General features: G+C 45.9%; 1 protein-coding gene. It reads left to right on the top strand.

From position 1 onward, the window contains the following. A partial coding sequence (locus CK240_RS18500) for a hypothetical protein (protein ID WP_205957928.1) occupies positions 1-485 on the top strand: 485 nt, incomplete at its 5' end. Positions 486-564: the final 79 nt, after the last annotated feature.

The following is a 564-nucleotide window of genomic DNA, read 5'->3' as shown; positions in this document are numbered from 1 at the left end:
GCTTAGAGCAATCTGAAGGCAGTACGTCCGTTTCACGTCGAAGCTTCACTGTGGCAGAGAGAAGTTACTCTGCAAATCGCCTTACAGCTATGGCCGAGGAGTGGCAAAACGTTATATTAAATGCTGACGCCGTTTTGAATGTTCTTAAAGGCAAAAGGGAAGTTTTTGAGCTATCCGAGTTTTGCACAAGTGATTTACTTGAACTGCTCCTAAAACATTACCCAAACGACGCCCAAGGGAAACCTGATGAGCTTTGGCAACTAGTCAACGATGCAATGTCCCGCGATGTTGAGCCCTTCGAGTTAGCGTCCACCTTAATCTCAAGATTGCACCTTATGGGTGCTGTTGAAGTAAAGTACGATCCTGGTTTGTCGTACCAGTTCTTTTTCCAGACGCAAAAACCGCTTCCCACAATCCAACTTGAACAATCTACAAAGGTGAAGATTCATCCGATGCTCCACTCGGCACTAGGGGTCATAAAATAAAATAATTGTAGTTGTTCAATCCAATGGTGCGGCTTCTTCGCCGCCCTTCATAGCCTCGATGATCTGATCCACATGCGCC

The organism is Paracoccus salipaludis, assembly GCF_002287065.1.
Lineage (GTDB): Bacteria > Pseudomonadota > Alphaproteobacteria > Rhodobacterales > Rhodobacteraceae > Paracoccus > Paracoccus salipaludis.
The sequence above is the reverse complement of the archived record's forward strand: the minus strand, read 5'-3'. Positions and strand labels throughout refer to the sequence as shown.